This is a genomic window from Micromonospora deserti, assembly GCF_003236335.1.
GTDB classification, from domain to species: domain Bacteria; phylum Actinomycetota; class Actinomycetes; order Mycobacteriales; family Micromonosporaceae; genus Micromonospora; species Micromonospora deserti.
Window position 1 is genome coordinate 1 of record NZ_POUB01000292.1, and the last position, 7203, is coordinate 7203.

6 protein-coding genes and 1 pseudogene are annotated in these 7203 nt (G+C 73.8%); 4 read left to right on the forward strand and 3 right to left on the reverse strand.

All coding sequences use genetic code 11. The features are described 5' to 3' along the window. The 3 genes and pseudogenes from C1I99_RS27205 to C1I99_RS27215 all read left to right on the forward strand — a co-directional run. Nucleotides 1-2170: pseudogene (locus tag C1I99_RS27205) on the forward strand (PQQ-binding-like beta-propeller repeat protein); the annotation flags it as partial. Between the two features lie 188 nt (nt 2171-2358). Continuing rightward, the gene (locus C1I99_RS27210) at nt 2359-3894 is read left to right on the forward strand and encodes a multicopper oxidase family protein (RefSeq protein WP_111137067.1); all 1536 of its coding nucleotides are present in this window, start codon (nt 2359-2361) and stop codon (nt 3892-3894) included. Between the two features lie 129 nt (nt 3895-4023). Next, on the forward strand, nt 4024-4626 hold the full coding sequence (locus tag C1I99_RS27215; RefSeq protein ID WP_111137071.1) for an MBL fold metallo-hydrolase: 603 nt from the start codon (nt 4024-4026) through the stop codon (nt 4624-4626). Nucleotides 4627-4805: 179 nt separating this feature from the next. On the opposite strand, the gene C1I99_RS27220 is transcribed toward C1I99_RS27215, so the two are convergent. From C1I99_RS27220 to C1I99_RS27230, 3 genes are read right to left on the reverse strand one after another with little or no spacing between them, the layout of a single operon-like run. Further along, nucleotides 4806-5435 carry a DUF899 domain-containing protein gene (locus tag C1I99_RS27220; RefSeq protein ID WP_111137068.1) on the reverse strand — a complete coding sequence of 210 codons (630 nt, stop codon included), beginning with the start codon at nt 5433-5435 and terminating at the stop codon, nt 4806-4808. Between the two features lie 55 nt (nt 5436-5490). Then, the gene (locus C1I99_RS27225) at nt 5491-6183 is read right to left on the reverse strand and encodes a B3/B4 domain-containing protein (RefSeq protein ID WP_111137069.1); all 693 of its coding nucleotides are present in this window, start codon (nt 6181-6183) and stop codon (nt 5491-5493) included. Nucleotides 6184-6194: 11 nt separating this feature from the next. Further along, nucleotides 6195-6806, reverse strand: coding sequence for a LysE family translocator (locus C1I99_RS27230; RefSeq protein WP_111137070.1), 612 nt, complete (start codon nt 6804-6806; stop codon nt 6195-6197). A gap of 50 nt (nt 6807-6856) precedes the next feature. Between C1I99_RS27230 and C1I99_RS27235 the strand changes: the two genes are divergently transcribed. Beyond that, nucleotides 6857-7203, forward strand: a 347-nt coding sequence (locus C1I99_RS27235) for a GntR family transcriptional regulator (protein WP_146604066.1), incomplete at its 3' end; no start/stop codon positions are given.

Sequence of the window (7203 nt, forward strand, 5' to 3'; positions counted from 1 at the left end):
CGCCGGCCCCGGCACCGTCACCGACTTCGGGGTCCAGCAGACCGCCCTCACCGTCTTCGAGGCCCACTACGGCACCGGGGCCGGCGGGCGGCCGGTTGTCTACGGCGTCCAGATGGGATCACCGGGGGTGCTCAGCGTCACCGACCCGGTGACCCGGGAGCTGCTCCACACCGCCTATCTGGCCGACTCCTCCGGCGCGTGGGGGATCACCCAGTCCGGCGACGGCACCGTGTATGCGGGCAGCTACCCCAACGCCCACCTCTACTCGTACGACCCGCAGACCCGCGCCACCGTCGACCTCGGCGCGCCCGTACCCGGCCAGACCGTGCTGTACGGGCTGCGCCCCGGCGCCGACGGCCGCGTCTACGGCGGCACCTACCCCGGGGCGCACGTGTTCTCCTACGCGCCGGGGGAAGGCTTCCGCGACCACGGCCGGATGTACCCCGGCGAGCAGTACGTCGTCGACGTGGCGGTGGACCCCGCCCGCGACGTGCTCTGGGCGGCGGTCGGCACCGCCGGCCACCTCGTCCGGGTCGACCTGGCCACCGGGGAGAAGCGGGACATCTGGCCGGAGGCGCTGCGCGGCGACGCCAACTACCCGTACGACGTCAACCTGGTCGGCGGGAAGCTCTTCGTCAAGCGCCACAAGCTCCAGGCGCTCGTGCTCGACCCCGACACCGGTGCCGTCCTCGCCGACGGGTTCAGCATGGGTTCGCGCGGCACCTCACCGCTCGCCCCCGACGGCCGGTCGGTCTACTTCACCTCCGGCACCGAGCTCTGGCGCTACGACCTGCCGACCGACACCGTCGGGCCGGTGCGTGACGCGGCCGGCGCGCCGGTGCGCAGCGACGGAGCGGGCATCGGGTTCGGCTTCCTCGACGGCCAGCTGTACGCCGTGATCGGCAACTACGCCGGGCAGGCGCTGCGCTACGACCCGGCCACCGGTGCCAGCGAGCGGTACCGGCTGCCGTTCCCGCCGCAGGCCCTCGACATCAACAACATCACCGCCGGCCCGGACGGTCGGATCTGGACCAACCTCTACATCAACGGCAACCTCGCCGTCCTCGACCCGACCACCGGCACGGCGGCCAATGTGGGCCGGCTCGGGCAGGCCGACGGCTTTGGCTGGCACGGCGGCAGAATGTATCAGGGCGTGTACCCGTACGGCGGGGTGCTGGTGTACGACCCGGCACAGCCGTACCGGCTCGGCACGAACCCGCGCGAGCTGTTCCGCCTCCAGCCGGAGGGCCAGAACCGGCCGATCGCCTTCGCCTCCGCGGGCAGCCGGGTCTACGTCGGCAGCACCCCGGACTACGGGCTGTGGGGCGGCGCGCTGACCGTGTACGACACGACGACCGGCGCCCGCACCACCCGGCGGGACATCGTCACCGACCAGGGCGTGGTCGCCCTCGCGGTGGTCGGCGACCGGCTCTGGGGCGGTACGACGATCAGCGGCGGCGGGGGCACCGTCCCGCGGGCAGCCGAGGCGAAGGTGTTCACCGCCGACCTGGAGACCGGCGAGAAGATCGCCGAGTACGTCCCGGTGCCGGGCGCCGACGCGATCACCTCGCTCGTCGCCGGCCCGGATGGCATGATCTGGGGCCTCGCCGACGGTGAGGTGTTCGTGCTCGACCCGGCGACCGGCGCGGTGACCCACCGCGTCGACGTACCGGGCGGCTACTCCGGCGTGGCCGACGAGCTGGTGGTCAGCGCCGCCGACGAGTACGTCTACGCCTCCCTCGACGGCTACCTGCTCAAGATCGATCCGCTGTCGAAGGCGGTGCGGGTCATCCGGGACGCCCAGACCTACCGGCTGACCCAGGACGGCCAGGGCAACCTGTGGTTCCGCAACGGCGTCAAGGCCGCCAACCGGGCCGTCCAGTACGGCTCCCACCTGCTGCGGTACGTCCCGGAGGCGGACGCCTGCCCACGCTCCGACCTGCGCCCGACGGTCTCCGCCGGCACCGTCACCGCCGTGCCGAACCGGTACGCGGAGGACGGCTGCACGGTCAACGACCTGATCCGCGACGAGGCGCACTGGGACCGCCACGGTGCGTTCGTCGCGCACGTCGCCTCGGTCACCGGCGACCTCGTTGACGCTGGCGTGCTGGACGCCGCCGAGCAGGACGCGATCGTGACGGCGGCCGGGGAGTCCCGGGTCGGCCGGTAGGCGCCACCGCACCAAGCCCGGATGGCTCCCGCCGTCCGGGCCCGGTCCGCCCCTGCGGGTGCCCCGTACCACGCCGCACCACGGGGTCAGGGGCATCCCGGAGCGGCCCCGGAAACCGGCCCGATCCACTCGCCGCCGCCCGCATATGAAGTCACGCTACAGGTACCGACTCTGCTGGAGGTACCACCGTGACCGCCCCCCGACGACCCCTCGTCCGCGTCCTCGTCAGCGTGCTCGCCGTCGTGCTCGTGCTCTGCTGCGGCGGTGCCGCCGTCGCCGGCTGGGCGCTCGCCCGCGGCGGCACCGACACCGTGGGCGCGGTCGACTTCGTCCGCCCGCTGGCCGTGCCGCCCCTCGCCGACTCACGGGTCGACGACCGGGGGCGGCGGGTGTTCGACCTGCTGGCCCGCGACGGCCGGCGTGACTTCCACGGCGATGGCCGCATCACCCGCACCGCAGGGTTCGACGGCGACTTCCTCGGGCCGACGCTGCGGGCCAGGCGCGGCGAGCAGGTGGTGGTGAACGTGGTGAACCGGCTCGCCGAGGAGACCAGCGTGCACTGGCACGGCATGCACCTGCCGGCCCGGATGGACGGCGGCCCGCACCAGACGATCCGCCCCGGCGCCACCTGGTCGCCCACCTGGACGGTGGATCAGCCCGCCGCCACCCTCTGGTACCACCCGCACCCGCACGGGCAGACCGAGGAGCACGTCTACCGGGGGCTCGCCGGCATGTTCATCCTCGACGACGACCGCGAGGCGGCCCTGCCGCTGCCCCGCCGCTACGGCGTCGACGACTTTCCGGTGATCGTGCAGGACCGCAACTTCTCCCGCAGCGGGGAGTTCAAGGTGACCCGGAACGTGTTCGCCGGCATCGGGGTGCTCGGGGACACCCTGCTGGTCAACGGCACCGTCGGGCCCTACCTCGACGTGCGCACCGAACGCGTGCGGCTGCGGCTGCTCAACGGCTCCACCGCCCGCACCTACAACTTCGGGCTGGCGGACGACCGGCCGTTCGCGCTGATCGGCACCGACGGCGGGCTGCTGCCCCGGACCGCCCGGGTGAACCGGGTGCAGCTCTCGCCCGGCGAGCGGGCCGAGATCGTGGTGGACGTCCGGCCGGGGGAGCGGGTGACCCTGCGCAGCACCGCGCCCGAGCTGGGCGTCGGGGCGCTGGCCGACCGGTTCGCCGGGGGCGCCGACCGGTTCGACGTGCTGGAGCTGCGTGCCGCGCGTACCCTCGCCGCCTCGCCCGCGGTGCCGGACGCGTTGGTGCCGCTCGACCGGCTCGACCCGGCCGCCGCCGCGGCGACCCGGACGTTGAGTTTCTCGGGCCGGGACATCAACGACCGGTCGATGGAGATGGACCGGATCGACTTCGCCGTCACCCGGGACACCACCGAGGTGTGGGAGGTGGTCAACCGCGACGGCACCCCGCACAATTTCCACGTGCACGACGTGCAGTTCCAGGTGCTCTCGGTCGGTGGCGCGGCCCCACCACCGGCGCTGAGCGGCTGGAAGGACACCGTGTACCTGGCGCCGCAGCGGCCGATCCGGATCGCCCTGCGCTTCACCGACCACAGCGACCCGGACGTGCCGTACATGTACCACTGCCACCTGCTCTACCACGAGGACGCCGGCATGATGGGTCAGTTCGTGGTGGTGGAACCGGGCCAGTCGCCCGGCCGCCCACCCCGGCACGGAACCCACGCCCAGCACCGCTGACCGACCCTGTCCCTTGTGCTACCGGCGGCGCTGTCGAGCTGCCCCGTCTGTGCGAACGCGGCGCTCTCCGCGACCGCCGAGCCGCCGCCGGGCACCCGCCGGTCCGGCCACCGGCGTACCGTCGAGCGGGTGCTGATCACCAAGTTCACCCACTCCTGCGTACGGCTGGAGCATGACGGCGGGGTGCTGGTCATCGACCCGGGCACCTGGAGCGAACCCCGCGCCCTGGCCGGCGCGGACGCCGTGCTGGTCACCCACGAGCACGCCGACCACGTCGACGTGCTGCGCCTGGCCGGCCTGGGCGTGCCGGTCTACGCACCCGAGGGCGCCGAGCTGCCCGACCTGGCCCCGCTGCCGGTGACCCGGGTCGGTGCCGGGCAGCGCTTCACCGCCGCCGGCCTCGACGTGACCGCGCTCGGCGGCCGGCACGCCACCATCCACGGCGGCCAACCCGACTGCGTCAACCTCGGCTACCTGGTCGCCGACGCGGTCTACCACCCGGGCGACTCGCTCCACCGGCCGGATCGGCCGGTGGAGACGCTGCTGGTCCCGGCGCAGGCGTCCTGGTTGAAGCTGACCGAGGCGATCGACTTCGCCCGTACGGTCGGCGCCGCCCGGGTCTTCCCGATCCACGACGCCCAGCTCAACGGCCGCGGCCTGGCCAGTGTCAACGGCTGGTTCGCCGAGACCGTGCCCGGCTACCGCCACCTCGCCCCCGGCGACGCCGCCTGACGGTCGCACCGGATCCGGCGCCGCACCCCGGCCGGCGCGATCGCCGTCGCCGGCAGCGTTCTGCTGCTCCGGGCCCGCTGCCTGCTGGTCTCGCCCATCCGGCGGGCCACCAGCCTCAACCGGGCGTCCGCCGAGGCCGCCGCGGTGCTGTCGCCGGCGGCCAGGGCATGACTAGCGCCTCAGCCGTACGTGGGGTGCTGCGGCCAGCCGGGCGGGGAATCCTCCCAGTCCTCCTGCCGGCCGTACGGGGTGAGGTCGAGGATGCTGTTGACGAAGACCAGCCGGTCGACGCCCCGGGCGGTGGTGTTGTACGTCCGCCACACCTGGTCACCGTCGCGGAGGAACACGCTGAGCATGAACCCCCGCCCGGCCCCGCAGTCCGCCGAGAACGACGTGCCGTGCGACGACACGAACGGCAGCGTCCAGCCCCGCTGCGCCTTGTACGCCTCGATCTGCGCCAGCGGCATGTTGGACACCGTCACCCAGGTCACGCCGCGCTCGGCCAGCCGGGCCAGCCCGGTCACCGGCACGCTGTCGGTCAGGTAGGTGCAGCCCGGGCAGTAGTGGTCGGGGCCGTTGTCCATGAACTGGTAGACCACGAGCTGGTCTCGCCCGTCGAAGAGGTCGAGCAGGGTCTTCGGGCCGGCGGGTGTGTCGAAGACGTAGTCGGTGGCGAACCGGACCATCGGCAACCGGCGGCGCTGCGCGGCCAGCGCGTCCTGCGCGCGGGTGAGCTCCTTCTCGGCCTTCAGCAGCTCGTCGCGGGCCTGCTGCCACTCCTCGGCAGAGACGACCTTCGGTTTCTTCATGCCCCCGAGTGTGCCCGCCCGGTCCGACAGAGTCATGGCGACCCACCGGCCGCGCTCAGAACTCGAAGCGGGGCGCGGCCGGCGTCAGCAGCGCCCACCGCGACGACACTCCCCAGCCCCGGCGCAGCTCACCGGCGAGCGCCGCGAGCAGGCGCGGCACGTCCTCCGACGCGGAGTCGTGCATCGCCTCCACCACCACCAGGATGGTGGCGGTGTCGTCGCGGACCGACGACCAGCCACTCTGCCGGTTGGTCCAGCGCCGGGCGTGGGCCCGCCCCCGCGGGTCGGCGAAGATCACCTCGCCGGGGTCGGGGTGCTCCTCGGCGCCGCCGAAGGTGAGGTACCGCTCGTCGCCCCGGGCCGGCCGTACCTCGATGCCGTCGCCGATGCGGGTCACGTCGAGGATCCCCACCGGGACGGCGTACGCGGCGGAGATCGCGTTGCCCAGGTCGACCAGCGGGTGCACCTCGGGCAGGGCATCCTCGGTGCGCAGCCGGCGCAGCAGCGACTCCGACGCGCAACGGTACTTCGTCGGGGCCAGCCCCATCCGGGCGAACGCCCGTCGCCACGCCTGGATCTCCGGGAAGCTCGCCTCGGTGCCGGCGGCCAGCCGCTCCCGGGCCGCCGCGTGCAGGTCGGCCAGCGGCAGGTCGGCGCGGGGCTTGCCGTCGACGCCCTCGGCGTACAGCAGGCCGGCGACCAGCCCGGGGTGTGCGGCCCAGACCTGCGGTGCGTGCTGGAAGTACATGTGCGGTCCTCTCATGCCTCGGCGCGGGCCAGCAGCAGCCCGAGCGCGACGAACGAGCCGGCGAAGCCCCGGCGCAGCCAGGCGGTGATCCGCGGCCGGTCGAGCACGTGCCGGCGTACGGCGGCGGCGCAGAGACCGTAACCTGCGAAGACGACCAGGGTGGCCAGCATGAACACCGCGCTGAGCCCGAGCATCCGGGGCAGCGCGTCCGGCGCACCGGGGTGCACGAACTGCGGCAGGAACGCCACGAAGAAGATTGTCAGCTTCGGGTTGAGCAGGTTCATCAACACCGCCGTGGTGATCACCCGGGCCGCCGACCGGGGCGCGGGGTCCGCGTCGACGGCGATCGCGTCGCGGTCACGCAGGGTCGCCCAGGCCAGGTAGAGCAGGTACGCCACCCCGAGGTACTTCAGCAGGTGGAAGGCGAGCGCGCTGGAGTTCAGCAGCGCGGCCAGCCCGGTCACCGCCGCCGCCAGGTGCGGCACGGTGCCCAGTGTGCAGCCGACGGCGGCGACCAGACTGGCCCGCCGCCCCCGGCTCAGCCCGGCGGACAGGGTGAACAGCACCCCGGCGCCCGGGGTGGCGACCACGACCAGGGTGGTCACCAGGAAGGCGATGGTCACGGCGGTCCTCCTCGTGGTGTCGCCTCCCACTCTGCTGCCATGATGGTCCGATGAGCAGGGCCAAACCACAGGCACCCGAGAGGTCCATAACGGCCGGGTCGGACTTCCTGCACCTCGACATCGCCGAGGCCCCACCCGGCGGCCGGGCCGACTGGCTGGCCGGGAAGCTGCGCCACGCCATCGCCGACGGCCGGCTCCCCGTCGGCGGTCGACTGCCCGCCACCCGGGTGCTCGCCGTCGATCTCGGCGTCTCCCGGGGCGTGGTCGTCGAGGCGTACCAGCGACTGGTCGAGGACGGCCAGGTCGCCGGGCGCGGGCGCGCCGGCACCGTCGTGGTCGCCGCCCCGGCCGCGCCGCCCGCGGCGCCGCCCACCCCGGCCGCCGCGCCGGCCACGCT